Source organism: Agrobacterium sp. S7/73, from assembly GCF_019355535.1.
In the GTDB taxonomy this organism is placed as follows: domain Bacteria; phylum Pseudomonadota; class Alphaproteobacteria; order Rhizobiales; family Rhizobiaceae; genus Agrobacterium; species Agrobacterium tumefaciens.
The window spans coordinates 1,059,252-1,082,120 of sequence record NZ_CP072136.1 but is presented as its reverse complement, the minus strand read 5'-3'; the positions used below and the strand labels follow the sequence as shown (position 1 = coordinate 1,082,120).

Sequence of the window (22,869 nt, the reverse complement as noted above, 5' to 3'; positions counted from 1 at the left end):
CCCGTCACCAGGTGACAGAGATGATATTGTTGACGAAGTCGTCCAAGTCGCCGCTATCGCCGACCTCGTAGGTTCCGGCCATCGCCGTTGCCATTGCCAAGGCGACTGCGCCGTCGATGCGGCGTTCGCGGTTATGTTTGACGAGCTTTCGATTGCCGGCAGGATCCGCTTTGATGGTGGCATTCATCATGCACATCGTCAGCACTGGATGGTCGCCGTGGGCAAGGTTGCCGTTGAGGATGATGCTTTCGAGCTCGCGGAGAGCCGGCGACATCGACTGGAAGCCCTGCCCAAACGGCTGGAATACAGCATCGTCGCCTTCAAGTTGATCGTCAGTAAAGCCTGCCTTCTGAAGCCATGGCTTCAGGTGCCTGAAATTCCATCGGTCGAACGCGATCTTGCGGATATCCATCTCTTCGAAGCGGTCGCGCAGGTAATGCGCGACGAACTCGTAGTCGACAGTTCTGCCTGGGGCGGCTTCGAGATGCCCATCCTTATGCCACACATCGTACGGCACGCGGTCGGCTTTTGCCTTCGCGCGTATCCCGTCTCCCGGCAACCAGAACGTCGGCTTCACATGCCAGACGGTCTTTCTGTCCTGCTCTTTCGGCGCCATGAGCACCAGAGCAGTCAAGTCGCTCACCTCAGAAAGATCGAGCCCACCAAACACAGGGAGACCATCAAAGTCCACAACTCGAGCGCTACACGCTCGCCAAATAGCCGGAGACACAAACGGTGCATTGGCATCGATCCTTTGGTTGAGATGGAGCCAACGGAAGCTGGCCTCCTCAGTCGGCATACGTGCCGCGCGCTCAGCGTCGTCGCGAACCGATGAAACTGACTTGAACTTGCCAAGCGCAGGGTTCGCGGCCTGCCAGGCTTCCTCGTCGAGGACGTCGCAATCAGCCGGAGCCGTGTAAAGGTGCGAAACCGTTCGTGGTGCTTTTGATGTCTCGGCATCATCCAGCCATCGCGAGAAAAGGTCGCCGTCAGTCGCTGCCTGCGTCGAGATAGCGAAGATCATCGCCTTGTCGCCGTAGGCGCCTTGCGATGTCACGATCGCTTCGACGAAGTCGTCGTGCGGACCTTTGATCTGGCCAACCTCGTCGAGGATGGCAACCAGCGGCGAACCACCGTGCGCGCTCTTGGCTTCCGCCGAACTGGCGCGGTAGACGACGTTCTTGCGCAAGCCGACAATCATCTTGCCGGACGGGACGATGCGATACAGCCCTTTCAGGCGCGGCGACATCATCAGCATCTTACTGGCGTAGTTGAAGACTTCCGCAGCCTGGTCGCGAGAACGAGCGCCCGACATGATGCGGCTGTTCGGAAACGCCTCAGGGCCAATCACGTGACCGAGCAAGAGGCAGGCGATGGTGGCCGTCTTGGAGTTCTTACGTGCGATCGACAAATACGCTCGCGACGTGCCGTTCGGATTGTCATAGACCGACAGAATGAAGGCCACTTGGAAGTCCAGCAGCCTGATCGGCTGACCGACGAGCGCGCCCTCTGGCACGACCAAATATTCTTCGATGAAGCGGCACATCTTCTCGCCGCGGGTGAGCTCCGACGTCGGCAGTCCGCGCCAGTCGCGCAGAACCGGGATCGGGCCGCACTTGATGGCGCCGACCACGGCCTCAGAAAGCATTCACAACCTCGATTAGGCTAGGAGTTCGTCATCCACGCTCGCGCCTGCCTCGATCTCCTTGGCTTGGTCTCGCCGCTTGGCCGCGTCCCTCGCCTCGCCTTGTACGGCGCGCGCATGCAGCGCCAGTGATCGGCGAAACGAAAGGATGGAAGAAGCGTGCATCTGGACTACGGATTTCCGTGGGTTGGCTACGGGCGTCCCTTTTTCAGTGACTGCGACCGAGCCCTCAGTGCGAAGCAGGTCTTGCTCCCTCACTAGGTCTGCCATCGTGCGGGCAAGCATCGCGGCAATTTCAAGCTGGTGCGCCGACCAATCGGCGCGGGCATATTCGGCAATGACATTCTTGAAAAATGGGACGTCGCCGTCGTCGAGCGGCACGTTTTCAGGAAACTGGATCTCCTCAGAAGCCGCAGAGGCAATCCTCACGGCCTCATCAACGCTGTCGACGCGGCTTTTCTTATCAGACATGCGGAATCCCCTCGCGCACGCGCGCTTGCGCACGCGCTAGGCAAAAATCTGTGTTTGCATATGCGTTGCGTTACCCCGGCGCTCCTAAGCGGAGCAATCCGACACTTTTGATGCCCCCGTCACCCGACCTCAACAGGATAACCATCAATGCCGACGATGACCGCCTTTTCGCCGGCCTCGATGCGTGCCTTTAGTCTGTCGTGGCACTGGGTGCAGAGAGATTGGAGGTTCGTTGGATCGTGGAATAGCTCAATTGATCCTTTGTGAGGAACCACATGATCGCAGACCGTAGCTTCGGTAACGTCTTCAACCATTAGACAGAAGCGGCACAACGGCTCAGCCGCCAACTGCGCCTCTCTCAAGCGAAGCCAGCGGGACGTCTTGTACAATCGCTGCCAAGTCGCGCTCTCTCTGCGTTTGCTAACCATAGGCGAAAAGACTCACCTGCTGCGGTGGCGTATTGCCCTTCTTTGCATTGCACGAGCGGCATAGGCACTGCGTATTCATGTAGCTATGCGCTCCGCCTAATGACAGCGGCATGATGTGATCCAACTCTGGTGCGTCAGCGTCGTACGTGCCACGTTTCTCACGAGGGGTAGCGAGACCACAATCTCTACAAGTCCAACCATCTCGCTCAAACACCGAAATGGGATCCACGTTCTCGACGAACGCATTCCGCAGTCTTGCTCGGTTTTTTCGATGGGTGACGCGACGCGCCTTTTTCACAGAGCATTCTGACGAGCAAAACATTCTGCGTCGGTCGCCATATTCTGGCGCGAAATACGTCCCGCATTCTGCGCAAGGTCGCTCTGACCTGTCTCGGCCGTTGTCGTTCGCAGCGATGTAGCGCTCACGAGTGAACTTGTCTCGACAATCTTGACCGCAATATTTCTCAGCCATATTGGTGGCGCGAAAGCGTGACCCACATGCGGCGCATCGGCATACCTTCACTATGAAGGACACGTTCATTGAGGCGGCCGCCGATCGCAACCGTTGCGACTCCGATATGTTTGATCCAGCGTCAAACCCACACCGCCTCGAACAAAACCTTGCTGCGTTTTTACTGTCGCTTCTGCGCCTAAATGTAGCTCCGCAATGCTCGCACACTCTTTCGGGCGCCAGCTCTTCTCTGCGGATACGCTCTGCATCAAGATCACGGTTGAGACGTTCGTTCGCCCTACGACATTTGGCACAGCAGAACTTTTTGGACTTCGGCCCCGAAACGGCAGAGCCGCACATAGGGCATACACGTTCAACGTTGTCATTGGCGGCAACTAGGCCACCGAATAGTCCATCCACCAAGGTCTCGACTCCTTGTCGACCTCATGTAGAGCGGGTGAGCCGAAGCCCACCCGCGACACCAGCGCAAGAGGTCGAGAATTGCGCCGATCTTCGGAAGGAAAAACAAAAGCGGCCCGCTCAACCTTGGAAAGGGAGCGAGCCGCACGATCACCATGCAAGCGGAGGAGAACGCGCATGGGATTGTGAAGCAGGCCGCATTGTGCGGTTTGGTTATCAGGGCTTACGCGTCCACGGCCTGTCCTGCTGATTGGTTGCGGAGGTGAGATTTGAACTCACGGCCTCCAGCTTATGAGGCTGGCGAGCTACCGGACTGCTCTACTCCACGTGATAGTTACCCAAAGCTCAGAGGCTGCAACAAGTGCAGCATGGCGATGGGTCCGACGCTTAGAGCGCTCGGAGTGTGGTGGGGTTCGCAACTACGTTGCGCCACCCCTTCACATTACTCTCTCCGAGATCGCGGAAAGGGACGTTATGACGCCGCCTTTCGTAGTGCCGCCATCAGATTGTCGTTTGCGGCCATCAGTCGACGTTTTCCTTGTCGTTCGGCCTGCTTGCCTGTGTATCCGGCCTTGGTCCCGAGATCGGACATGTTCCTCGCTGACCGCGCGGCTTCAAGCGTCGCCCGGTCCTCATCCTTCAACTCGTCGACCGCATCGAACCACTCCTTGCGGTCAGCCATCGCGGTTACGATATCCTGCCACATCATCGAGCCGCCGCCAGCGCATGTGGTCTTTTGCATTCCCAGAAAGCTATCTGCGATCTTGGCGGAGCCACACGGCAGTCCATCAGGGCAGCGGGTGAATGTAACCTTGCTCATGTCGGTGTTGGCATAAGCCCTGGCCAGTTCCGATCGGGCTTCGTCTGCCGTCATCCTCACACGCGGGCCTTTGTGCTTCTTGCCGGTAAGGTATCTGGCCCTCTTGGTATCGAGCATGTCGGCGAAGTACTGATTGCTTTCGGTAACCTCTTGCGGATTGTCGTCTCCGCCTAACGCAACATCCACCTTGTCGCGAGAGCCAAGCAGCGCACCAGCCGGCATCCTTGCCGCGTACTCCTCGACGCCACCGTCAATAGTGAGGCGATGGGCTTTTTCAGTCTGGGTGCCATCGCTGAACCGCAGCTTTCCGATCCTGACCACCTGCCCTGCTGGGTTCCGCTCGACGTCACCCGTAGCAACGTTCTTCATGATCTCGGCGACAGATGGCGTGACCAGCCTTTTGCGGTCATGCTTGAGATCCTCGACATCATCCGGATTGTTGTCGTTCGCGGCAACAACCGACCAGTTCGTCTGTAGCGGCTCGGGTTCATGGTCTGGTGTCGTTACATATCGGCGAACTGCCGCCAACTGCTCTCCAAGTGATCCATGTCTGGCCATATCGTCTCCCCTGTGGTGCTAGCGCTTGGTAGGCGCTGTTACTGCTGATTGGTGTTGTCGTTCTCAGCCAGCCATTCCTTGACCAACCCCATCGCCTTGCTGGCAGCTTCTGCTGTGGACGTGAACCGCACCACTTCAACCGGGTGTCCCAGTCTGACGAGTGATGCGTGGCGCTCGACCTGCGCCGGAGAAAGCCGGCCTTTACCAACCTTGTTCTCGATCATCCGCAGCTTGCCGCCCTTAAGGTAAATCCGTAGATCGGCTTCGCCTGGCGTCAACCCGGTGGCTATAGCATCAGCTTGGGCACGTGGTCCGCGCTTGGCTGAATTCATGTCACCCGCGAGCAGGAACTGCCGTCCATACTCTGGCAAGGCGCGCAGCGCGCGCACCTGAGCCGCCTGCCCTTCGCTTTCCTTAATGGGTGCTTCAGCGACACTCACCTTGCCCTTGGTGCTCGTGCGGATGACCACGCGCTTGCCGTTGACGCGGGTGGTTTGGGTGGTGGCTTTTCCCATGTCGGTCTCCTCGTGGTGTGGTGTCGTGGTGGCGACACACATACTTTCCGAGAGAGGAGCGAAAACGGGTAGTCGATTTGTGAAATATTTTTTGGCCAAAAGAAAAGACCGGCTGAACGCCGGTCGTTTTTTAGTGCTCGTCACCGCGATGCGGACATCGCTTCATCAGTTTCTTGATCGTCCGTCGATCACCGCCGAAGCGATCCATGACCTCGACGGCCTTTGGCAGGCTGACCGAATATTCCTGTTGCAGTTGCTCGACGGTGTATGGCTGCGTTTCGTTGTCTGGCATGGCGCCCTCCTTCTGACCCGCAAATGCGACCACCCTGATTCGAGTTCCAGTCAAAATGCAGGTTGCACCCGGACCGCCCTTCTGCCCGCCGCACGCTGCCCAGTTAAAATCATCTTGAGAACCGTGCGCGCGGCACACCGCCCTGCACGGTTGCACGTGTAGGGGTATATATAAATATATACCCTACTAAACGTGCACTAACCGGGCAGCGCTGTGCAGGTGTCTCTGCCCGTATGTGCACAGTTAGTGCACGGATAAAAAAATGGGTTATCCGGGCGGTATTAGAAGTTGAATTACAGACTGGGATTTGGTTGTGTACGTGAGATGAAAAACCGCTCTCTAAAGATCATTGGTGGAGCCAGCATGACCGAAATGAACGAACAGCTACTTCTAAACAGGTGTCCGCACTGTTCGATAGCTAATCCTCTTTTGAGGTCAGTCTGGAGCACAAAAGATGGGGAAGGTAGCCCCAGGTCAGATGGACAAGATTGGAAAGCTTGGCGCGCTTACGCATGCTCATCATGCGGTGGAATAGTTACTGCCGTTGGGTACGGCAGCTATCAAGGGCGTGACGTTGACAGGACTTATCCGTCACCGAGAACAGCCCACGAGGATATTCCAGAAGTGGCGCGTAATTTTCTACAGCAAGCTTTCAATGTGCTTCACGCCCCTGATGCAGCAGCCATGGTGGCCGGAAGCGCTGTCGACGCGATGTTAAAAGAAAAGGGTTACACGAAAGACAGCCTGTATACCCGCATCGACCAAGCCCTAAAGGATGGCGTTCTAACGCAAGGTATGGCGGATTGGGCGCATTCGGTACGGTTGGGGTCCAACAGACCGAGACATGCCGACGCTGAAAAGCCTCACGTCAGCCACGAAGAGGCGAAAATATCGGTAGAGTTTGCAGAGGCGTTGGGGCATTTTTTGTTCGTGCTCACCGCGAGAGTCGAGCGCGGTATAGCGGATGCCCAAGGAGCCAAATAAGAAAAGGCCGACGCATCTCTGCCCCGACCTTCCTGTCGCTTGTCGCCATCTGCCAGTACATCCGTGGTCAGTGCGCAAGCTGTCTGGCCACATAACTCTCGACGTTGTCTTTGGTTCCCGTCAGGCTATTTGCTTCGTACTCGCCGTCTTAAACAGCTCATATTGAGCCTTTGCATGTGCGTCCGCAGTCGCTTTTTGGGGAATGCCTTTGTACCCGGGAAACACCGGAAACTCGTGCATCTCGACTAGGTCCGTGAGTTTGTCCAGAAGGCGCTGCATCGATACTTGTTTCCCTTGCATTGCCATTCCTTCGGCATAGAGCAACCAGGATTCACCGATAAGCTCCATTTTACGAAGCTCCTCCGGTGTGCAGTAGTTCTTGGCGACCGTAACATCTTTGGCAGTGGGTTTCTGGTTGCCTAGACCCACAAGCCCCATGTTCGGTTTGGATGCATCCGCGCGGTTCAAGAGGATCTGCGAAGCTGTCAGCTCGGACGCCGCAAAATGAAACACGTTTTGGCTGTCTGCAAAGAACTTTCTGGCGGCCGGGTCATCTTTATCGTAGTCGATTGAGCACTGTGCAAACGTCTCACGGACCTGAGTATACAGGTTCATCTCCGACGTTCGGATCGCGCGCACTTCCCGGGCCAAGTTGAGCAGCGCTGCGGGATCGCTGTTTAGCCGCTTGCCGTTTAGCGCATATCCGTCCTGAATATAACCCTTGAGGACTCCGGACGCCCATTTGCGGAACTCGGTTGCACGCTTGGAGTTTACACGGTACCCCACAGCCAAGATTACATCGAGATTGAAGTGCTCGATGGAACGGCGGACCTGTCTCTGCCCCTCCATCCGAACTACTTCCATTTTGGAAGTAGTTGCCTCCCGCTCCAATTCCCCTTCGCTAAAAATATTGGAGACGTGCTTTATCACAGCGGGTGACTGTGTGCCGAAAAGGTCCGCGATTTGCTCGTAGGTCGCCCAGACCGTCTCCTGCTCGAGGTCAATGGGCAGAGCTACATCTGCGCTCCCGACTTTGTAGTTCGCGAGAGCATCGAACTTGTTTTGAACAGCTTTTTTTACCTTGGCGACACCTGCCGCCATCTTGCTAATAATGCTTGCCATTTCGATCAAATTTCCTTTGTCAGATCGAAGGCGGGCTAGAAATTGCAGTTGACATCCGTCACATGGGATTTAAGGGAATGTCATGTGATCACATAGCCGCCGTAAGGTTGGTATCAAGGCCCGGGCAGCGTTGCCGCGCCGCCCGGGTCGTCCGATTCGCTACACGTATGCGTAGCCGAGGAAATCTAGTTCCACCGACGATTTGCATCAAGCATTTGCGGTTGGAATTAACAGAATTTGGCAACTATCCCCCGAATTCCACCTTGCCACTTACGTTTTTCGGCACGCGAAGCTTAAGCCGCCCTCACAAACACCGCCAGCTCCCGCCTGACCGGATCACGCTCCTCTCTCTCCACAAGCGCTCCTTCACGCATCAGCGCCGTGACGAGGCTGGACGCGCGCTTGCGCTGCACGTTGTCGTCCAAATCCAGCCCCACAGCGTACGCCACAGCGGCTCCAACCCAGTTCTTGGCCTTCGGTGACTTCTTGTAGTCGGACGCGCTCACAGCCGCCAGAATGGACGCACGCTGGTCTTCCGTCAGGTCTCCCGCAACGTCCTCAGCGCTCGGCCAATGCCACTCTGTAACTACCGGCGCGAAGTCTTGCGGCTGGGCGAGGCCTGTGCCGTTGCCAAGCGGTGTCGAGACCAAATGCCTCCACTCCGCCCGGTGCGAAAGCGGCGTCAGGTTCGACTTGCCGTAGGTGGTGTAGAAGTACCCGAAGCGGTCCTCCTTGTTGATGCCCGCCTCGCCTGCCTGCTCTTCCGACATGCGGTTTAGGACTCGCACCGAGCGCGCCGCGCCGATCAGCGATACTGCACCTCGAGCGTCTTCGACGGTGGCCTCTCGGTCCGCCACCTTGCGCAGATGGTGCACGATATCGATCGAGCAGTTGGTGTAGTCGGCGATCTGCGCCCAAAGCTTAGCGACCTTGTCGATCGCGCCGTTGTCGTTCTCGTTGACGCCATGCGTGGAAACGAACGGGTCGACAATCATCACGTCAATACCGTTGCGCTCGATCTGCTCAACCACCGCCTCGACAATCGGCTGCTGGATGCGCACGCCTGCCTTCTTGTCGTCGATGGCGACGACAAGCTCCTGCTCTCGGCCGCTATCCAGGAACAGATGTCCCTCAAGATCGGCAGGCTTCAGCTTGTAGTGGATGCACGCCGCCATGATGCGCCGCTCCATCTCGTCACGCGGGTCTTCGGCATTGAATATCCACGTGCGCAAGCGCTTGGGTGGCTTGATGCCTAGCAGTGCCCGACCCGACACCATGGCAAGGCCTTCGGCGATGCTCGCCGACGTCTTGCCAAGGCCGCCAGGAGATACCGTGACCGACACATACTTGCGGATAAAATGGGAGCCGTAGGCAAACTCACGGCGCGGCAATGTCTTTGGGTCGATCCACTTGAAGGCGGTGGCGGTGATTGGCGATTGCGGTGTGTTGTCGTTTGCTGGCTCGATGTCGCTGACCGGTGATGCAGCTTCCCGCTCGGGAATATCTTTGCCGTTTTGCGGCACGTCTTCCTGTACGGTAAGGTCTGCATCAACACGCGCCGCCTGCTCACGCAGGCGCCCCTTCTCAAGGCCACGCTGAATCATGCGCGTGATGTCCACCAGGCGCGTGTTGTCCTGCGCCGGGAATTCTGGCTCCGGAATATGGCGCGGGTTTTGAATGCCAGCCTTAAGACCGTTCTCGATCGTCTTGCAGCAGCGTGACCAGTCCCTGCCCCAGCCGCGAGCCACATCCTGAAGCAAGGCGCGCGCCTCAGCTTCGCCCAACGCACCTGCGCCGACGATGGTGCCGATGGAGAATGCGGCGTCGTTCAGTGCATTGTTACGGCTGCCCATGGGCGCACCAGCAAGGTCCGCCAGCTCACGGTCGACGGCGGCATCCACATAGGCGTTGTTGGTCGCAGCAGACAGACTGTACTGCGTATGGGCCGGCGCAGACTTCGGCAGCAGCAGGTCGAGCAGCCACGCCGGCGCGTCTGCGATTTCGCGCGTGTCCGTTTCCCACTTGTAGGAGCGGCCATTGGCCATCGTGCTGCCGGCGGCTAACACATAGCCGCCCTCGGACCGGATATCCACGCCAGCACCTAGCGCGCCGCGGTTGCGCGTGCCCACGACATACTTGAAGTAGATATGCAGTCCGCCGTTCGGGCTTGTCACGCGTGCCGTGTCGGGGAGCGGCCCGTGCTCGGCTTCCATCTCAGCCAGCCAGTCGAAGCCGTTGGCACCGCCAGGCTTATTGTCGATGTCTAGCGCGAAGAAGCCGGTCTTCTCGCCAGTCGGCAGGCCGACGGCCGCATCTGGCCAGTCCGACCACCATCTCTCGATGATGCGCGGAAAGCGCGTTGCGCCCTTGAAGCCATTGGGGGTCAAAGGCGTCTTCTCGCCGAGCGTGATGACCTCGCCGGTTGCCTGGTCGCCATGCTCCTCAGCGTGCGAGCGGCAGGGAAATACCGGCCAGCCTTGGGCGACGTAGTGTTGCGCTAGTTCAAGCGAGATTAAAGGTTTCTTATCGGAATATGATGGACTTGTAGCCATAAGATCACGGGGTCCTTTCAAATGACTGAAGTCACAACTAGCAAAGTTATAGCTTTCATCGCAGCGGTCGGGACCGCCATCACAGGTTGGTTCACGTATAGTTCCTCCAATTACGTCGCCGAGGTCTCGGCTCAGGGGCAAAGCATCGTTAAGAGAATGGAATTTGAATCTGCGGAAAGAATTGCTTTCCTTACTAAGCAAAAGGAAGATCGCGTCGCCGACATCGAGATGGTAAAACTCGCGCTGAACATTTTAAGCGGAAACAAAAGCGCAGATACTGTTGCCAGCCGAACGTTTGCGGTGGACCTACTTCGGAAGTACTCTGGTGTAGCTATCGAAAATGAGACTGCTTCGACTTGGGTTAACAGCGGTACCGTAGAATTTGGAGCTAAAAGCACGGCATTGGCAACCGCTGCAACTTACGAACTATTCAATCCGCCATCGCTGGATGAGCTTCTCCGCCGAAACGGCCTGAGCCGTGAGGACCTGCAAATGACTCCAAAGCTTAATATGCAAGTCCCACAATAAAACTCAAAACGGCGCCTCCGAAAGCGCCGCCCTCAGCCCCCGCGCACAGCCCTCCCATGCAGCTTTGACCATCATTCGCTGCATGAGCTCGTCGAAGTGCGCGAGGTCCGTCACGCCATGCTCGGCGATGTACTCGCCGACGGCATCGACGCCGGCATCCAGGGCGCGCAGCTCGTAGTCGTCGAGGCGATCGATCTTCTTGTAATTGTCGATGCCCACGGCGCACCTCCGGCAAATGTAGTGAGGGTCTTTGTCGCGGCCGTTGGCGTTCACGCCGATACCGAAGGCGTGCATCCCGCAGACAAAGCAGGTTGTTGGGTTATGGTCGGCGTCGACCGTCGGCGTGTGCTGGCGTGGGGTTGTTGGGAGTTTGGTCATGCCTGCCTCTCCTAGAACGAAATTTTAAAAGTTTTTAGCCACGTATCCTTCAACCTATGATGGAGGAATAACATGCGAGACTTGCTTATTCAGGTGCTACAGCTTCAGCTCGAGTACTCACACGAAAACACTGATCCAATGTCGACCCGAGGCGTTGTTATCAGGCAGCGCATTCCCAGATGGATCAGGCGCCATCAACCACAGCTCGCCCCTCGTCTCGGCGAGTTTGCAGACCAATTCGATGTTGCGGGAAAAGATGGTACAGGCAGGAAAACGCTGGTGCCTTGGGTCAGAATCTTTGCGGATGGAATGTCTCCAAACCCGCAAAACGGGTGGTATGTGGTTTACCTTTTCCACCCTGACGGAGGTGCAGTCTCGCTCTGTATCAGCCATGGCTCTACAACCTGGGACGGCCTCACTTTTCAACCTCGCCCTGCTGAAGAGGCACAGGAACTCATGGATTGGTCGCGAGGGGAGATCGGAGATGCAGCTAGGCTCCTGAATTTTACCCCAGGAGTTCGGCTTGGAAGCACCGCCCAGCTTCCAAGGGCATACGAGCGGACAACGGCATTCTCCAAAACATATCCCGTCGCGACGATTCCAGACGAACAGGTTCTGCTCGCTGATCTGGGCGACGCTATCGAACTCCTTCGGGCGTTGTATGATGCCGCAGCTGCCGGGCGGCAACCGCGAGCTTTTCAGCGCGATGTCGTAGAGTTGAATGCCGAAATCAATGAGCTTATCAACCCGAACCGACGACGGCGCGGACAGGGCTTTGGATTGAATGCTGTTCAACGAAGGGCGGTTGATGCCCGGGCAATGCTCGTCGCCAGGGAATGGCTTGAGGCAAATGCTTTTACGCGAATTCGTGACGTCAGCTTGAGAGAACCTTGCGACTACAGAGCGCAGTTCGATGGCGTGGAAAAAGTAGTCGAAGTTAAAGGCACGACTGGCGGTCCCTTCACTATCCTGTTGACTAAAGGAGAAGTCGACCTTCACCGCCAGGCGTTTCCCAACAACCTCCTTTTGATAGTGCATGGAATTCAGCTGAACGGCGATGTCGCGAACGGCGGCGAAGTTGAGGCGCATAACCCTTGGCAAGTATTTGAAGAAGCCCTCACAGCAACGGCGTTTCGTTACACTTTCCCGGAGTGACGAATTTTTTGGGGTGGTCATGCTGCCACCCCAAACAAATCCGCCTGAACCGGCGACACATTGTCATTTGCCGCCTCAATGAGACACGCTTCTTCCGGTCGCTCAAATTCGACGCACACGATCTCGCACATGGGCGAAACACCTTTCCAATCGTTGATGTAGAAAGCGGTATCGATCCCGCAGCCAGCCTCGAAATGAAGGCCGGTGAGCTCTTGGAATTTCACTGCCTTGCCGTCCTTCTGTCGCTCGTAGCAAGGCTTGCCGCTGTAGTTAAAACCAGCGGACATTTGCGGCACGATGAACGCGCCCGAGTCAGCCAGATGCGCGGCTATATCGATGACATGGAATTCAAACTCCGCGCCGGTATAGCGAGGAGCGCCGCCATCGCGCTTGATTTTGCCGAACGGCGGATTGCTGATCGCAACGTCAAACCGTCCTAGACCCATTTCCAGCACATCCATCACGTCGGCAAGGATCCACTCCGCCTCCGGCAGGATCTTCTGACCAACCGCGAGATAGTCGGGATTCCGCTCCACGCAGGTGATGCGGGCCTTTTGGTGGCTGCGGCGCCAGCAAGCGTAGGAAAGCATGCCGATGCCTGCGCACAGATCGATGATCCGCCCGCCGTATCCACCCTGCCCGATGGCATCGATGGTGAAATCGAAGGCCATGTCATAAGGTGTGAAGAACGCGCCAGCTGCTCCGTTGACGTGGTTCGCGCCCTCATTCCAGTTCTTGAGCACGAAGTCCTTGTCGTCTTCAGTTAGCACTGGTTTGGTCAGCAGGTCGCAGGCCTCCGCATGGGCTTTCGCTTGAGCTTTGGTGAGCTTGGCCATTACGCTGCCTCCTTGACCGGCCAGCCACGATCAACCTGATTCCCCCAAGCCGACCAACCTGGCCACGCCTGTCTCGCAAACAACTCGAGGTGCGGGCCAGCAACAAGCGACTCGATGCGTCCGTACTGCTCATCAGGCTTCCGGGAATGTTCGCGCCGAGGCGCGCGGATGACGGACCTGACACCCCTGCTCAGCCGCTTTGGGCGCCCCCGCTTGAACAGATGGCAAACCTCGACCTCCTGGCGCGTCCAGTAGCCCATGCCCATGCGGCCCTTATCCCAGATAAATGCCAGCGAGACAGGCTTAAAGCCCCACGCTGCGGCTACGTCGAAAGCTTCACGCTGCAGGTGACTGACGGTCCACATGAAGAGCAGGCCGTCCTTCGCCGCGACTTCGGAAACTGGCAGCGCCGCAATATCGGCTAGCGACATCACGGCATAAGGCTGCGCACCCCGAGCGGGCGCGACGTTGTCGTTGGCATAGGTTCTGAATGACCACGGCGGGTCGGCAAGGATCGCGCCGAAGCGCCCCTCTGGTAGCGGGTTCATAATGTCTCCTCAGACTGTGGTGTTCCCGCCTAAGCGGAAGCCGCGTTGGTGCGCGGCGGGTAATTAATTCTTCACGCTCTAGCTGTAGTCGTCGTGTTTTCAATTTGGGGTAAATAAATGAACACTGTTACAGCACTTGGTTTCGCAACGGCTTTTGGATGGGCGGTATCGAGTTTTCTCTGGGTGATGTCTGCTCGCGTGAAGCTTAATGTTGCGAAAGGTGATACTATCGCTGCAGGGCCCTTGTTGGAATATGTCAACAAGACAGGTTTTTGGAATTCGTGGGCAGGGGCCGTGAGTGCCATTTCTGCAGCACTATCGGCAATCCTAATTTTTATTGACAGCCTTCCCAAATAACACTCGCGAGCAGGGCGGGACTACTTCGTTACGCCCTGTCACGACTAAGCCACCCTCACCGACAACTGCTCACCCGCCTCGCCCATCCTTGCCCCTGGCACGTCTGTGCCAGCCTGCAACGCTTCCTTGATGGCGGTCTTATCCGGCGATGTCGATACGCGCACGTATGCCTTCGGCAGGATAGCTTCGTCGACGATCTCTACCGATGCAGCCTTCTTGCCGATGGATATCGTGGCTTCAGCCAGCGGTACGCGCGGCACGCCCGCAGCTTTCAGCAGTTTGAACATCAGGCAGCGCATCGCTTCCTTACGGCGCTCAGCGCGCGACTTGCGTGCTTGCAGATCTGAGATGCGCCCTGCTACGGCCTTTGCCAGGCTGTCGGCGTCGCGCTCGCCGTTGACGAGACGCGTCAGGACGGCGTGGAAGTTGGTCTCGCCTTCCAGCATATCAGCGCGAAGCTCTTCGTCGGCTTCGAGCTCGGGATATGCGGCCAGCATGTCGGCGAAAAGCGCTTCGAGGTTGGCGACTTCGGCGGCCAAATAGTTGTCGTTGGCGGATCTTCTCTCGCTCATCTGTGTCTCCTCAATGTGGTGACGCCATTGGTGTGGCGTAGAGATTAAAACTAAACCGCTTTTACAAATTTGTCAAGATTAGAACGGAATATCGTCCTCGACAAGGGCCCGCCAATCCTCTTCTTCCGGCGCGTTGTCGTTAGCCGGTGACACGCGGTTGTCATTGGCGGCCCCGACCACATGACCCACAACATCCCAGTATTTCTGACGTGGCTTAACCGTTATCTCCACCGTTTCGGCCAGTTCCGACTGCCGCTCGATCCACTCCAGCACGGTTTTGGGAAACGGCATCTTGCCGCCATGCGCGCGCCAGTAGCGGTCGGCCTTTGACTTCGGGAATCCGCTATGTTGCGGGCAAATCCACTCATTGATCGCCGTCATGCCGGACATGTAGCTGACCTTAACGGACGGCGGCTTGTCGCCTTTCCCCTCATGGTAATAAAAGCTGCGCGACGTGACGGTGCGGGGTTCTGGTTCAGCCGTCGACATGATCGGCGTGTCTGCGGCCGTCGCCGTAATCTTCGGGCTGTCGTCGATGTCGAACTCATATCCGCAGCAAGAGCACGTACGCGCCGAGGCATGCACCTTTTCACCACAGCCGAAGCGACCGTTCTTGTCTTCGACGTCGAACGGGCACACCTTTACAGGTGCTTCGCCGTCGCCCTTGTTGGGCGTCTTTGGCTGCACCATGTCGACCGGTCCATGCTTGTCAACGAGCCCGGCGAAATCTAGCACGAGGCACGAAGATTTCGGACCAGCCTTGATTGCAGCTATGCGCTCCTGAGGCGTGTCGAGAGGCATGCCAGGCGCGTAAATGACGCGAGTGCCGCGACCCATCATCTGCACATATAGCGACACCGACAACGTCGGGCGAAGGGCTGCGATCAGATCGACGCCCTTGTGATTGAAGCCTGTGGTCAGCACTGAGTTGTTGGTCAGAGCACGGATCTTGTAGGACTTGAAGTCCTCGATGATGCGCCGGCGTTCATCCTTCGGAGTTTCGCCGCTAATCATCTCGCAGGAGATGCCGCGCGAACGGATCTCGTCACGCACGTGCTCAGCATGCTCGACGCCCGAGCAGAAGCAAAGCCATGACTTACGGTCGGCGCCCTTCGCAAAAATCTCATCAACGGCAGACCGTGTTACGTCCATCTTGTCCACGGCAGCCTGCAACGCGGACTGCTTGTAATCGCCGCCCTGCCTGCCAACGCCCTTCATGTCGAACGTTGTGGCGGTCGCCTTGGACGAAAGCGGCGCCAGATAGCCATCAGCAACACCGTCGGCGATGCCGTAAGTGTAAACGATCTGGTCGAACAGACGATCGTCGCCCTCGTCTAGCCTGCCGGTGTCCAACCGGTAGGGCGTAGCGGTTAGCCCCAGGATCTTCATGTCCGGGTTGATAGCACGCAGGGCCGCGATGAAGCGACCATACATCGTGTTGCTGTTGGCGGGTATCAAATGGCACTCGTCGACCATCAGCACGTCGATATGGCCGATGAGCGCAGCTTTGCTGTGCACGGTCTGGATGCCTGCGAAGATGATCTGGCTACGCGCGTCACGGCGGCCAAGACCAGCCGAGAAAATCCCCGCCGGGGCAAAAGGCCAGATGCCAAGCAACTCGAGGTAATTCTGCTCTATAAGTTCGGCGACATGGGTAGCGACAAGGATGCGCATGTCCGGCCAGCCTTCGACAAGCCTCTTGATGAGCGAAGCCATGAGCAGCGACTTGCCGCATCCAGTCGCAAGATCGACGAGCGGATTGCCGGCCGTCGTTGACCAATAGTCGAAAACGGCGTTCTCTGCTTCTTCTTGGTAGTGGCGTAGTTGGAGCATGGAAATTCCAGACCTTGATATGACCGATTGGATTGCAGGTTTTTCTGCAGTTGCGGCAATACTTGCTGCTGTGTTTGCGTTTTCGTCAGCCCGTCAGGCAAAACGGCAGGCAGACGCAGTGCTGGGCGACTTGGAGCCAGTTTTCAGCGCCTACCAGTTGCCAGATGACGGCAAGAGCTATCGGCACAGGGTCGCTTTCGAGATAGTCAACCACAATCGGCTTCCGCTTTATCTGCTGAGTATCAAGCTCGAATACCCGGATTGGGCGGTTGTTCATCGTGGCGCTGAGGAGGTTCGCGACCTCGTTTCTGCCATTTATGATGTCGTGGTCCAAGGGAAGAAAGACTACGTATTTGACGTGCCGTTTCGGCTTTCCGGGCGGTTCTCCAGCGATATGCCAGCCATATCCACCAGCATTTTCAACATAAACTTTCCCGATAAATCCAAGCAAGGTGGGTTCGTTCTAGGCTTCATCGTCCATTACCGTATGCACGGATCGAAGCAGGTTCGAATTGCGTTTGTCTCGACAGGATTCGACGTACTGGACTAACCGGCCTCCCGCAACAGCCCAAGCACCCTCGCCCGCTCCTTGATGACGATCTGCCGCACGCGCTCTTTGGTGAGGCCGTGGTCATTGCCGATGGCCTCCAGCGTCTCACCCATCGCCCTGCGCATCAGCATCGTGCCATTGCGGCCTTCCAGCAGGGAAACAACACGCGATAGGTCGGTGCCATCCTCCTGATGCGGATCGGTAGAGCCCGGCATCTCGTCGAACGCCGAGAGACTGCAGACCTCAGCGGACCGCGATTGGGTGGAATTGGTGCGAACGAATTCCTGCGCCGTTCCGCGAACGCAAAGGGTGGCCCACGTCCAGAAGGTCTCAAGGCGGCATTCGTGATGCCGGCGCAACATGACGACCATCGCCGACTGAAACAGTTCGTCGGCGGCGTCTTCGTTCCTGGTGATTTTGCGCGCCAGTCTTCGCAGTGCCGGCTCATAGGCCAGTAACTTGCGGTCGAACTCTGGATTGCGCGGGTTGTTATCATTCGCCGCAATAGGTGGCATCGTGGTCTCCTCATGTAGTGTGGTCAGGCGTTGGTGGCGCCATCAATCCATGTCGTGCCGTCTCGCAGCACGTAAGCGATCGTCTCTGCTTCCTCATCGCAATCTATCTGTTCGCCTGGCACGAGTGCCGGTATCGTCAGATGCGTAGGGCAGCCTTCCTTCTGCTCGTCGAATGAGATCGGCTTTGCCCAGCGTGCGCATGACCAATGGCCGTCGCCGCCCACCTCTGGCGAGGAGTGGATACACGCCCGGCACGTGACGCGTGGCCAAGCGCCCTCCTTACAGACAGGCTTGTGCTTGCAGAACATGCATTCGAACCAGTCCGGTGCCTCGTTGATGCGTGAAGGCGGCTCCGGCGAGTTGATAATTCGCTCCAGCCGCGCCAGCAGACGCAGGCAGAACTCCGGATCGTATTCGATGCGCTCGGCATAGAGCGTGTCGTCGTCTTTGCAGCTGACGAGGTAGAGGCAGCGTGACAGTCCAAAGGCGTGCATTCCGAGCTGGCATTGGCCATAATGAAGCGGCTTGGCCTTCTCGCACCCCTCTTTAACAATCAGCTTCATGCCTTTGGCATTACTTGATTTAAACTCAAGCAGGTGCTCGGTCTTAGGCGCCTCAACAACGCCCATCGCTTTGCCGTCGCACTTGCCACGCACGTGTCCCTGCACCAGCCTGATCTTGTCCTGCTGTCCGTAGACATCGACGCCGATGCGCTCGAGATCGGCAACGAGCCGGTCTTCTTCAATGTTGCCGGTTTCAAACAGGCGCAGCTGGCGACCGTGGTGCTTTTCGAGCGGAGTTGCCCAGCGGAAGGCGTACCAGAGTGCGCGGTCGCATGGGTTATTGGCCTCGCCGACGGATATGCCGAGGCTGTCCCATGACGAGGCTGCGGCTTCGTAGGCTTGATATATTGCCCTCACGGTAGATGATTCCGGTTTGGGTAGTGGGGCCATTACACGAACGAGCCCGCTTCGTGCGCGCGTTTCATCATTGCAGCAAGCATGTCAGGGTGCACGTACATCACGCCGCCGATGATCATCGCCTTGGGCGTCGGCGCATCATAATAGCGAATGTTCTGGCGGAACCCACGTCGCATGCGGCGGCGTGCGCGCGCCGGTGATCTTACACCTGACCAGTCTTCTGCCGGCACAGTCAGCAAACTGTTGGTAACGATGGGCATTCCCATGAAGGACTTCATACATCCATCTCCTTCGTAAACAGGCAGCGAGCTGGCTTCTCAGGATCCTGCGCGAACGACAGACACCAAGGCATGCCTTCACGGCGCACCCACTCGTCAGGCTGACCGCCCCATAGGGCTTGCGCTCGGATTACGCAGACGCCGGGAACGTCGTTGCCAAACTCATCTTCCCAGTTCTCGCCTTCATCACTGCGGCAGTGGCGGCACCAGCTGCGCTCGAAATCTGCGCCTTCGGTGGAGTTGGCGGGCCTCCATAGCCCGCCGTTCTGGTTCTCGGTGCTCATCAGACGCGCATCGGCATGCAAACGAGCGTCAGCCCCTCGAAGCCGTCGGACGTGATGAGCCCCGGCGTGCCGCCGTCCTGCAAGGCTAGCTTGACCGGACCAGCTGGCAACACATTCAGCACGTCGCGGACGTATGCCGCATTGAAACCGATATCCATCGGCTCGCCGCTGTATTCCGCCTCAACTTCGTCATTTGCCGACGCCTCGCCAGCTGCAACAGCGAGCGCGATACTGCCGGGTGCGATGCTGAACTTCACGGCGCGGCCCTTTTCAGATGACACCGTCGACACCCGATCGGACGCCTTCATCAGTGCATCGCGATCGACAGTCACGACGCGTTCGTTGCTTTTCGGAATGACGCGTTCGTAATCTGGGAACGTGCCGTCGATCAGCTTTGAGGTAATTCGCACGTCGTCCGACACGATACGGATTTTCTGTTGGCTGACGGCCACCTGCACCTTGCCCTTTGGAAGCAGGCCAACGGTCTTGCGCGGCACGATAATGCCCTCGAAGGCTGGCAGCTCCGGGCCGATGTGACGCCCGAGACGATGGCCGTCGGTGGCTACGGCTTCCGACTTGCCGCCGCCCTTGAAGAACACGCCGTTCAGATAATAGCGGGTTTCCTCAGTCGAAATGGCGAACGACACTGGCGCGAACAGTCCTGCCAGATCGATCTCGAATTCAGCGTCGAACTTGTCGTCACCGAGCGTTGGGAAGTCATCCGCTGACAGCGTGGCAAGAGAAAAGCGCGACCGTCCGGACTTCACCAGAAGCTTGTCACCATCCAGTGTCATGGTGATGTCGCCGGTTGCCTTGCGCGCGATGTCGTTGAGCAGCTTGGCGCTAACGCAGATGTTGCCGGGCTTTGTGATGTCGGCAGGCACGCCTGCGGTGGCGCTGATATCGAGGTCGGTCGCGGTGATCGCGAGCCCGTCGCCGGCAGCCGCAAGCTGAACGCTCGAAAGGATGGGAATGGTGGATCTCGCCTCGACGACCTTCGTTGTGGCGGCAAGCGCACGCGTCAGGTCTTCCTTGTGGATGACAAGGTGCATGGGTGTCTCCTCGGTGGTGTGTGGTGGTGCCTGCCGTAGTGAGCGGCAGGCTGGTGGTGTTAGGCGGTTGCGCCGTTGAAGAATTCCGTGGTGCGGAAGTGATCAACGCAAAATGTTTTTGGCGGAACATCGGTCAACCAATACGCGACAGCCTTTTCTATCGCGCGCTCCAGCGACGAGGTGTCGCCCCACGCGCCTTCATCACCATCGTCGCCCCAGCATTCAGGGTTGTTTTCGGCCAGCTCTTCTATGATTTCAGAAGCGATATTGTCCGCGTTGAAATTTGGCTTTACGACCGACTTATCAGCCTCGATCAAGACGAACGGATCGTCGCCATATTCTGATTTTGCCTGCGCCAACGCATCCTCGCGCGTGTCGCTTTGGCTTGTGAAGATTTCAGCGTCGACGCTGCCTGCGACATACCATTTGTAATTCTTGTCACCCATGTCACTTCGCCCCCAACTGCGTATCGATAACCTTGACGAGATCGCCGACGGTGAAGCTGGCCTCAATCTGCTCGTCGCTGACTTCGATCTCGAAATCGTTCTCGATTTCAATCGCAAGCTCGACCTCGTCGAGGCTGTCGAGATTGAGATCAGCGTAGATGCTGGCCTCCGGTGTGATGTGATCCGCATCCACGCCGAAGTTTTCGACGATGATGCCTTTCAGTTTTTCAAAAGTGGTCATGGTGTCTCCTCTTGTGGTGAAGTAGCGGGCCGCTGGTAAGGGCCCGCCGTGGTGTGGTTACTTGCCCCAAGGTCGGCGTGTCGTACCGGCAGCAGCAGCGGCAGGCTTGTTGTCATTGCTGGCGGCAGTGCGGCGGTTGTCGTTGGCGGCGGCTGGCGCAGCATCAACCTTCGGCTCAGGCAGGTTGCCCTCATCAGGGTAGTAGTACTTCTTCAACTCGTTGCGGGCCGCGTACTTCGGCGTACCGTCGGCGTTTTTCTCCTTGCTGTCCTTGCCCATTCCGATGCGGGCGAAGAACGAGATGAAATGCAATTCATCAGAATCTTCAGGAGCCTCATTGAGGCCGAGTGAGCGCAGGAGGCAGGCAAACTGGCGCTGGCCGATCTCCTGCGTCTGAGAATTTGGATGCTGCAGATTGTAGTTGTTGAAGACCTTGCGGCCTTTGAGTTCCTCGGGAGCAAGGACGTCGATTGTCACGCTCAGATTGATGGCGTGATCGCGGGTATCCTTGTTCTTTTCCTTGATCTCGGACGCGCTGATCTCAAGCTGGTAGTCGCCATTCGGCAGGTTGGTGAAATCGCGCTGCTGGGTGTTCTCTTCGGTCGCTTCGACTCTTACGCCAATCTTGGCCATGCGTAGTCTCCTGTGGTGTGGTGGGGTGCCTTAGCGGAGGTAGTAGCGGAAAGGCCCGCTACCGAATTGCGTCGATGCCTGGTCGCGCCAGACATGAGTGAGCCAGACCCAGATCAACTGACCGGATCGAGTGCGTGCCTTTACGGGATGCCACGCGAACCACGACTCGCCGCGAAACATGGTCATGCGGCCACTCCCGTCGGCGCCGGGAAGTGCTTCGCCAGTTCGGCATAGCCCTGCCCTTTTCGGTAAGGCACGGCATCAGGCATGCTGTAGCGGTTCTTCGCGTTGAAGCCGGCGCCTTCCGACAGATGCACCTGACGCTCTTTGCCGCCCTCAGCGTGTGAGACTTTGGTTTGCCGCGCGACTTCCTTCTCCTTGATAGAGATGCGATAGTTCATAAACGCGACGATGTCGGACTTCTCGCGCACCAAGGCATTGGCGCGCTTGTGCAGCTTCGGTTGATAGCGGCTGTACGGGTCGGTGACAGGGCTGTCGAAGCGGACGATTTCAGGGTGAGCAAGCATGACCACGCAGATGCCGCGTTGAGCGAGGGCAGATACAGCCGCCATGAGCTCATTCCATTCGCTGTCGGCTTCAACGTAACCCTTGCCGAAGCCAGCCTCCTCGATCGAAGCCACACCGATACGACGGCATGTCGCGGCCCAGACCAACGGCTCCAGACCGTCGAGGCTGTCAATGATAACTGTCTTGCGGTCGTGCTCATCAGTTAGCAGTTCGCCGAACACGTCGAGCAGCTCGTCGAAGCTTTCAATGGTGCCGGGCGTGACAAGCTCGATGTCGGACGGCATGCGCTCGCCTTCCGTGGGCAGATAGAGCGCGTCAGGAAATTCGGCGGCAAGGCTGGTTTTGCCGATACCGTCGACGCCGTAGAGTAGGATGACTGGCGGGTCAGCTCTCTTCGTCGACTTCAAGCTGCTAAGTGAAATAGCCATAAGGCCTCCTCAGTGTGGTGGTGCGGTGAAAATGATGGCTGCGATGTAGGCGGCGGCTGCAAAGACCATGAGCCACCGCCAATGAGTGATCAGCGTGCGAACAGGAGGCAAAAGAGCCACCAGAAGGCGCCGAGCGCGGCGATTGCGACGAGTGCAAACGGGAACAGCATAATTAGGCCTATGGCCGCGGCTGCTGTAACGGCGGCGATTGCACCGCGCTTCAGTCCGCGAAGGACGTATTTGCGCGGCGTAGGCGTGACCGGCACGTGGTCGAGCGGAGGTGCGGTGATGGACTCGGTGTACCAAGGGGACGTCATTAGAACGCTCCCAACCAAACACCGATGCCGTGGATGATGCCGACAGGCGCGACGACGCACCCAAAGGTCAGCAGGATCCATGCACTGGCCTGAATACACACATAGACGTGCGTCACCCATGCGGCGACTGCAGCAATGACAGCGCTGAGCGGCACAAGCGTGATGAGCGTCGCGCCGAGGATTGCGAAAGCATCCTTCATAATAGTCTCCTC

At 57.8% G+C, this 22,869-nt stretch carries 30 protein-coding genes and 1 tRNA gene; 5 read left to right on the top strand and 26 right to left on the bottom strand.

Going from position 1 to position 22,869, the window contains the following annotated elements:
- Positions 1-4 precede the first annotated feature (4 nt).
- The 8 genes from J5276_RS05170 to J5276_RS05135 all read right to left on the bottom strand — a co-directional run bounded on the left by J5276_RS05170 (position 5) and on the right by J5276_RS05135 (position 5,600).
- Positions 5-1,648 (bottom strand): terminase large subunit, encoded by a 1,644-nt coding sequence (locus tag J5276_RS05170; protein WP_209159508.1) that lies wholly within the window; start codon positions 1,646-1,648, stop codon positions 5-7.
- Positions 1,649-1,660: 12 nt separating this feature from the next.
- On the bottom strand, positions 1,661-2,116 hold the full coding sequence (locus tag J5276_RS05165; RefSeq protein ID WP_112391676.1) for a terminase small subunit: 456 nt from the start codon (positions 2,114-2,116) through the stop codon (positions 1,661-1,663).
- A gap of 119 nt (positions 2,117-2,235) precedes the next feature.
- On the bottom strand, positions 2,236-2,544 hold the full coding sequence (locus J5276_RS05160; RefSeq protein ID WP_041694418.1) for an HNH endonuclease: 309 nt from the start codon (positions 2,542-2,544) through the stop codon (positions 2,236-2,238).
- Positions 2,537-2,866, bottom strand: a complete 330-nt coding sequence (locus tag J5276_RS30765) for an HNH endonuclease (RefSeq protein ID WP_370647613.1) — start codon at positions 2,864-2,866, stop codon at positions 2,537-2,539. Before J5276_RS30765 ends, J5276_RS05160 begins: the two co-directional genes overlap by 8 nt.
- 800 nt (positions 2,867-3,666) lie before the next feature.
- Positions 3,667-3,743, bottom strand: a tRNA-Met gene (locus J5276_RS05150).
- Positions 3,744-3,887: 144 nt separating this feature from the next.
- Positions 3,888-4,793: a hypothetical protein gene (locus J5276_RS05145; protein ID WP_209159509.1), complete on the bottom strand. Its 906-nt coding sequence runs from the start codon at positions 4,791-4,793 to the stop codon at positions 3,888-3,890.
- 38 nt (positions 4,794-4,831) lie between these two features.
- Entirely contained in the window at positions 4,832-5,308 is a 477-nt protein-coding gene (locus J5276_RS05140; RefSeq protein WP_209159510.1) for a VRR-NUC domain-containing protein, read from the bottom strand.
- 130 nt (positions 5,309-5,438) lie between these two features.
- A complete protein-coding gene (locus tag J5276_RS05135; RefSeq protein ID WP_019567255.1) occupies positions 5,439-5,600 on the bottom strand; it encodes a hypothetical protein in 162 nt (53 codons plus the stop codon).
- 624 nt (positions 5,601-6,224) lie between these two features.
- Between J5276_RS05135 and J5276_RS05130 the strand changes: the two genes are divergently transcribed.
- On the top strand, positions 6,225-6,584 hold the full coding sequence (locus J5276_RS05130) for a DUF4145 domain-containing protein (protein WP_209159511.1): 360 nt from the start codon (positions 6,225-6,227) through the stop codon (positions 6,582-6,584).
- Between the two features lie 120 nt (positions 6,585-6,704).
- On the opposite strand, the gene rhuM is transcribed toward J5276_RS05130, so the two are convergent.
- Both rhuM and J5276_RS05120 read right to left on the bottom strand, forming a co-directional pair.
- Positions 6,705-7,706 (bottom strand): RhuM family protein, encoded by a 1,002-nt coding sequence (gene rhuM, locus J5276_RS05125; RefSeq protein WP_209159512.1) that lies wholly within the window; start codon positions 7,704-7,706, stop codon positions 6,705-6,707.
- A 293-nt stretch (positions 7,707-7,999) separates the two neighbouring features.
- A complete protein-coding gene (locus J5276_RS05120) occupies positions 8,000-10,258 on the bottom strand; it encodes a bifunctional DNA primase/polymerase (protein WP_209159513.1) in 2,259 nt (752 codons plus the stop codon).
- Between the two features lie 21 nt (positions 10,259-10,279).
- Here J5276_RS05120 and J5276_RS05115 point away from each other — a divergent pair, with 21 nt between their 5' ends.
- Positions 10,280-10,786, top strand: a complete 507-nt coding sequence (locus J5276_RS05115) for a hypothetical protein (protein ID WP_174065427.1) — start codon at positions 10,280-10,282, stop codon at positions 10,784-10,786.
- 3 nt (positions 10,787-10,789) lie between these two features.
- Here the strand turns inward: J5276_RS05115 and J5276_RS05110 are convergent, their stop codons facing one another.
- Complete coding sequence (locus J5276_RS05110; protein WP_078054197.1) at positions 10,790-11,164, bottom strand: DUF6511 domain-containing protein; 375 nt, start codon at positions 11,162-11,164, stop codon at positions 10,790-10,792.
- Between the two features lie 72 nt (positions 11,165-11,236).
- On the opposite strand from J5276_RS05110, the gene J5276_RS05105 reads away from it, so the two are divergent.
- Positions 11,237-12,319, top strand: coding sequence for an MrcB family domain-containing protein (locus tag J5276_RS05105; RefSeq protein ID WP_209159514.1), 1,083 nt, complete (start codon positions 11,237-11,239; stop codon positions 12,317-12,319).
- A 17-nt stretch (positions 12,320-12,336) separates the two neighbouring features.
- On the opposite strand, the gene J5276_RS05100 is transcribed toward J5276_RS05105, so the two are convergent.
- Both J5276_RS05100 and J5276_RS05095 read right to left on the bottom strand, forming a co-directional pair.
- On the bottom strand, positions 12,337-13,155 hold the full coding sequence (locus tag J5276_RS05100) for a methyltransferase (RefSeq protein ID WP_174065429.1): 819 nt from the start codon (positions 13,153-13,155) through the stop codon (positions 12,337-12,339).
- Positions 13,155-13,703, bottom strand: a complete 549-nt coding sequence (locus J5276_RS05095; protein ID WP_209159515.1) for an MT-A70 family methyltransferase — start codon at positions 13,701-13,703, stop codon at positions 13,155-13,157. Before J5276_RS05095 ends, J5276_RS05100 begins: the two co-directional genes overlap by 1 nt.
- A 117-nt stretch (positions 13,704-13,820) precedes the next feature.
- Here J5276_RS05095 and J5276_RS05090 point away from each other — a divergent pair, with 117 nt between their 5' ends.
- Positions 13,821-14,060, top strand: a complete 240-nt coding sequence (locus J5276_RS05090) for a hypothetical protein (RefSeq protein ID WP_209159516.1) — start codon at positions 13,821-13,823, stop codon at positions 14,058-14,060.
- 44 nt (positions 14,061-14,104) lie between these two features.
- Here the strand turns inward: J5276_RS05090 and J5276_RS05085 are convergent, their stop codons facing one another.
- Positions 14,105-14,632, bottom strand: a complete 528-nt coding sequence (locus tag J5276_RS05085) for a siphovirus Gp157 family protein (protein ID WP_209159517.1) — start codon at positions 14,630-14,632, stop codon at positions 14,105-14,107.
- A 78-nt stretch (positions 14,633-14,710) separates the two neighbouring features.
- Entirely contained in the window at positions 14,711-16,465 is a 1,755-nt protein-coding gene (locus tag J5276_RS05080) for a DEAD/DEAH box helicase (RefSeq protein ID WP_209159518.1), read from the bottom strand.
- Between J5276_RS05080 and J5276_RS05075 the strand changes: the two genes are divergently transcribed.
- A complete protein-coding gene (locus J5276_RS05075; RefSeq protein WP_209159519.1) occupies positions 16,464-17,015 on the top strand; it encodes a hypothetical protein in 552 nt (183 codons plus the stop codon). The genes J5276_RS05080 and J5276_RS05075 overlap by 2 nt on opposite strands.
- Here the strand turns inward: J5276_RS05075 and J5276_RS05070 are convergent.
- From J5276_RS05070 to J5276_RS05020, 11 genes are all read right to left on the bottom strand, one after another.
- Positions 17,012-17,530, bottom strand: coding sequence for a sigma-70 family RNA polymerase sigma factor (locus J5276_RS05070; RefSeq protein WP_209159520.1), 519 nt, complete (start codon positions 17,528-17,530; stop codon positions 17,012-17,014). The genes J5276_RS05075 and J5276_RS05070 overlap by 4 nt on opposite strands.
- Before the next feature lie 23 nt (positions 17,531-17,553).
- Positions 17,554-18,450 (bottom strand): oxidoreductase, encoded by an 897-nt coding sequence (locus tag J5276_RS05065; RefSeq protein ID WP_255609967.1) that lies wholly within the window; start codon positions 18,448-18,450, stop codon positions 17,554-17,556.
- 32 nt (positions 18,451-18,482) lie between these two features.
- A complete protein-coding gene (locus tag J5276_RS05060) occupies positions 18,483-18,728 on the bottom strand; it encodes a hypothetical protein (protein WP_209159522.1) in 246 nt (81 codons plus the stop codon).
- Positions 18,725-19,012, bottom strand: a complete 288-nt coding sequence (locus J5276_RS05055; protein ID WP_209159523.1) for a hypothetical protein — start codon at positions 19,010-19,012, stop codon at positions 18,725-18,727. Before J5276_RS05055 ends, J5276_RS05060 begins: the two co-directional genes overlap by 4 nt.
- Positions 19,012-20,064 (bottom strand): DNA polymerase III subunit beta, encoded by a 1,053-nt coding sequence (gene dnaN / locus J5276_RS05050; RefSeq protein ID WP_209159524.1) that lies wholly within the window; start codon positions 20,062-20,064, stop codon positions 19,012-19,014. Before dnaN ends, J5276_RS05055 begins: the two co-directional genes overlap by 1 nt.
- Positions 20,065-20,123: 59 nt before the next feature.
- The gene (locus J5276_RS05045) at positions 20,124-20,510 is read right to left on the bottom strand and encodes a hypothetical protein (RefSeq protein ID WP_209159525.1); all 387 of its coding nucleotides are present in this window, start codon (positions 20,508-20,510) and stop codon (positions 20,124-20,126) included.
- Between the two features lies 1 nt (position 20,511).
- The gene (locus J5276_RS05040; protein ID WP_209159526.1) at positions 20,512-20,751 is read right to left on the bottom strand and encodes an acyl carrier protein; all 240 of its coding nucleotides are present in this window, start codon (positions 20,749-20,751) and stop codon (positions 20,512-20,514) included.
- Between the two features lie 57 nt (positions 20,752-20,808).
- Positions 20,809-21,384 carry a DUF669 domain-containing protein gene (locus tag J5276_RS05035; RefSeq protein WP_209159527.1) on the bottom strand — a complete coding sequence of 192 codons (576 nt, stop codon included), beginning with the start codon at positions 21,382-21,384 and terminating at the stop codon, positions 20,809-20,811.
- 182 nt (positions 21,385-21,566) lie between these two features.
- Positions 21,567-22,340, bottom strand: a complete 774-nt coding sequence (locus tag J5276_RS05030) for an ATP-binding protein (protein WP_209159528.1) — start codon at positions 22,338-22,340, stop codon at positions 21,567-21,569.
- Between the two features lie 89 nt (positions 22,341-22,429).
- Positions 22,430-22,657 carry a hypothetical protein gene (locus tag J5276_RS05025; protein ID WP_209159529.1) on the bottom strand — a complete coding sequence of 76 codons (228 nt, stop codon included), beginning with the start codon at positions 22,655-22,657 and terminating at the stop codon, positions 22,430-22,432.
- Positions 22,657-22,857, bottom strand: a complete 201-nt coding sequence (locus J5276_RS05020; protein ID WP_209159530.1) for a hypothetical protein — start codon at positions 22,855-22,857, stop codon at positions 22,657-22,659. The genes J5276_RS05025 and J5276_RS05020 overlap by 1 nt, the downstream gene beginning before the upstream one ends.
- Positions 22,858-22,869 lie beyond the last annotated feature (12 nt).

Excerpts from the sequence above, each read along its gene's own strand:
- J5276_RS05170 (WP_209159508.1), bottom strand. The coding sequence starts at position 1,648 with ATGCTTTCTGAGGCCGTGGTCGGCGCCATCAAGTGCGGCCCGATCCCG.
- J5276_RS05165 (WP_112391676.1), bottom strand. The coding sequence starts at position 2,116 with ATGTCTGATAAGAAAAGCCGCGTCGACAGCGTTGATGAGGCCGTGAGG.
- J5276_RS05160 (WP_041694418.1), bottom strand. The coding sequence starts at position 2,544 with ATGGTTAGCAAACGCAGAGAGAGCGCGACTTGGCAGCGATTGTACAAG.
- J5276_RS30765 (WP_370647613.1), bottom strand. The coding sequence starts at position 2,866 with ATGTTTTGCTCGTCAGAATGCTCTGTGAAAAAGGCGCGTCGCGTCACC.
- J5276_RS05145 (WP_209159509.1), bottom strand. The coding sequence starts at position 4,793 with ATGGCCAGACATGGATCACTTGGAGAGCAGTTGGCGGCAGTTCGCCGA.
- J5276_RS05140 (WP_209159510.1), bottom strand. The coding sequence starts at position 5,308 with ATGGGAAAAGCCACCACCCAAACCACCCGCGTCAACGGCAAGCGCGTG.
- J5276_RS05135 (WP_019567255.1), bottom strand. The coding sequence starts at position 5,600 with ATGCCAGACAACGAAACGCAGCCATACACCGTCGAGCAACTGCAACAG.
- rhuM (WP_209159512.1), bottom strand. The coding sequence starts at position 7,706 with ATGGCAAGCATTATTAGCAAGATGGCGGCAGGTGTCGCCAAGGTAAAA.
- J5276_RS05120 (WP_209159513.1), bottom strand. The coding sequence starts at position 10,258 with ATGGCTACAAGTCCATCATATTCCGATAAGAAACCTTTAATCTCGCTT.
- J5276_RS05115 (WP_174065427.1), top strand. The coding sequence starts at position 10,280 with ATGACTGAAGTCACAACTAGCAAAGTTATAGCTTTCATCGCAGCGGTC.
- J5276_RS05110 (WP_078054197.1), bottom strand. The coding sequence starts at position 11,164 with ATGACCAAACTCCCAACAACCCCACGCCAGCACACGCCGACGGTCGAC.
- J5276_RS05105 (WP_209159514.1), top strand. The coding sequence starts at position 11,237 with ATGCGAGACTTGCTTATTCAGGTGCTACAGCTTCAGCTCGAGTACTCA.
- J5276_RS05100 (WP_174065429.1), bottom strand. The coding sequence starts at position 13,155 with ATGGCCAAGCTCACCAAAGCTCAAGCGAAAGCCCATGCGGAGGCCTGC.
- J5276_RS05095 (WP_209159515.1), bottom strand. The coding sequence starts at position 13,703 with ATGAACCCGCTACCAGAGGGGCGCTTCGGCGCGATCCTTGCCGACCCG.
- J5276_RS05090 (WP_209159516.1), top strand. The coding sequence starts at position 13,821 with ATGAACACTGTTACAGCACTTGGTTTCGCAACGGCTTTTGGATGGGCG.
- J5276_RS05085 (WP_209159517.1), bottom strand. The coding sequence starts at position 14,632 with ATGAGCGAGAGAAGATCCGCCAACGACAACTATTTGGCCGCCGAAGTC.
- J5276_RS05075 (WP_209159519.1), top strand. The coding sequence starts at position 16,464 with ATGGAAATTCCAGACCTTGATATGACCGATTGGATTGCAGGTTTTTCT.
- J5276_RS05080 (WP_209159518.1), bottom strand. The coding sequence starts at position 16,465 with ATGCTCCAACTACGCCACTACCAAGAAGAAGCAGAGAACGCCGTTTTC.
- J5276_RS05070 (WP_209159520.1), bottom strand. The coding sequence starts at position 17,530 with ATGCCACCTATTGCGGCGAATGATAACAACCCGCGCAATCCAGAGTTC.
- J5276_RS05060 (WP_209159522.1), bottom strand. The coding sequence starts at position 18,728 with ATGAAGTCCTTCATGGGAATGCCCATCGTTACCAACAGTTTGCTGACT.
- J5276_RS05055 (WP_209159523.1), bottom strand. The coding sequence starts at position 19,012 with ATGAGCACCGAGAACCAGAACGGCGGGCTATGGAGGCCCGCCAACTCC.
- dnaN (WP_209159524.1), bottom strand. The coding sequence starts at position 20,064 with ATGCACCTTGTCATCCACAAGGAAGACCTGACGCGTGCGCTTGCCGCC.
- J5276_RS05045 (WP_209159525.1), bottom strand. The coding sequence starts at position 20,510 with ATGGGTGACAAGAATTACAAATGGTATGTCGCAGGCAGCGTCGACGCT.
- J5276_RS05040 (WP_209159526.1), bottom strand. The coding sequence starts at position 20,751 with ATGACCACTTTTGAAAAACTGAAAGGCATCATCGTCGAAAACTTCGGC.
- J5276_RS05035 (WP_209159527.1), bottom strand. The coding sequence starts at position 21,384 with ATGGCCAAGATTGGCGTAAGAGTCGAAGCGACCGAAGAGAACACCCAG.
- J5276_RS05030 (WP_209159528.1), bottom strand. The coding sequence starts at position 22,340 with ATGGCTATTTCACTTAGCAGCTTGAAGTCGACGAAGAGAGCTGACCCG.
- J5276_RS05025 (WP_209159529.1), bottom strand. The coding sequence starts at position 22,657 with ATGACGTCCCCTTGGTACACCGAGTCCATCACCGCACCTCCGCTCGAC.
- J5276_RS05020 (WP_209159530.1), bottom strand. The coding sequence starts at position 22,857 with ATGAAGGATGCTTTCGCAATCCTCGGCGCGACGCTCATCACGCTTGTG.